The 557-nt window shown below is 67.9% G+C and carries 1 protein-coding gene; it reads right to left on the bottom strand.

What is annotated here, in order from left to right:
- Positions 1 to 88: 88 nt before the first annotated feature.
- A partial coding sequence (locus L810_RS41030) for an acyl-CoA dehydrogenase C-terminal domain-containing protein (protein WP_042978258.1) occupies positions 89 to 557 on the bottom strand: 469 nt, incomplete at its 5' end.

The following is a 557-nucleotide window of genomic DNA, read 5'->3' as shown; positions in this document are numbered from 1 at the left end:
ATTCCATCGATTCGCGCGGGCCGTACTGCGCGAGCAAGTCCTGTGTGGTCAAAATCCTGTCTCCTCCTGCGTCCCGACCGTCAGCCGGTCAGAACTGGTCTTCCGTCAACGCGAGCACGCCCTCGTTGCCCTTCGTGCCGACGATCGACGCCTCGAGCGCGCCTGCCTGCACCAGCACCTGCTCCGCATAGAGCTGCGCGATCGCGATCTTCGCGCCGAAGAACGCCGGGTCGCTCGCGCGGTTCGCCTGCGCGGCCACCAGCGCGCGCGCCATCTGCCATCCGCACAGCACCACGCCCGCCAGCTTCAGGTACGGCACGCTGCCCGCGAACACCGCATTCGGGTCCTGCTTCGCGTTCGCCAGCACGTAATCCACCACCGACGACAGCGCCTTCGCGCCCTTCTCCAGTTGCACCTTCATCGATGCGGCCGCCGCACCGTCCAGCTTGCCCAGCGCCGCGACAGTCTCGCCGATTTCGGCGATCAGCGCCTTCGCCACCGCACCGCCGTCACGCAGCGTCTTGCGGCCCACCAAGTCGTTCGCCTGGATCGCCGTC

This window comes from Burkholderia sp. AU4i, assembly GCF_000466765.1.
Taxonomy (GTDB): domain Bacteria; phylum Pseudomonadota; class Gammaproteobacteria; order Burkholderiales; family Burkholderiaceae; genus Burkholderia; species Burkholderia cepacia.
Note: the sequence above shows the minus strand (reverse complement) of the source record. Positions and strands in the feature narration are given on the sequence as shown.